Origin of the sequence: Photorhabdus africana, assembly GCF_035181445.1 — a bacterium.
GTDB classification, from domain to species: Bacteria; Pseudomonadota; Gammaproteobacteria; order Enterobacterales; family Enterobacteriaceae; genus Photorhabdus; species Photorhabdus laumondii.
The window spans coordinates 1-548 of record NZ_JAXBVE010000156.1 but is presented as its reverse complement, the minus strand read 5'-3'; the positions used below and the strand labels follow the sequence as shown (position 1 = coordinate 548).

Below are 548 nucleotides of genomic sequence, written 5' to 3'. Positions count from 1 at the left end.
TAACCTGAGGTTTGCTTAAGAAGGGAACTAAGTGCCTGAGGCACGATCAAAGTTTTTGTCAAAGAAAACAAAATCGTGGAGATCCTCAGGCATGTTTAATTTAGAAGAACTTTACTGCTGCGTCGATGACTTTTGCCAAAAATTTATTCCTCTCTGGCATCAACAGTTAATTGAACATGGTTTGCTCAAACGTCGCCGCGAAGCTTCCCTTTCTCTCAGTGAAGTCATGACGATACTCATTTTATTCCACATGAGCCATTATCGTGATTTTAAAACGTTTTATATTCAGCATGTTAAACACTATCTTCAGGCCGATTTTCCCCGGTTGGTCAGCTACACCCGGATGTTAACCTTGAAGCAAAGGGCGCTCATTCCCCTTTGTGCTTTTCTTTCGTCACGCAAGGCTGAAACCCAGGGGATCGCTTTTATTGATTCAACTAAAATTGCCGTTTGCCACAATCTCCGTATTCCCCGTCATCGCGTATTTCAGGGCGTCGCACAGCGAGGGAAAACGAGTACTGGCTGGTTTTATGGCTTTAAACTTCATC

1 protein-coding gene is annotated in these 548 nt (G+C 43.4%); it reads left to right on the top strand.

What is annotated here, in order from left to right; translation table 11 throughout:
* Positions 1 to 91: 91 nt before the first annotated feature.
* A partial coding sequence (locus SLS51_RS23195; protein WP_323840833.1) for a transposase occupies positions 92 to 548 on the top strand: 457 nt, incomplete at its 3' end.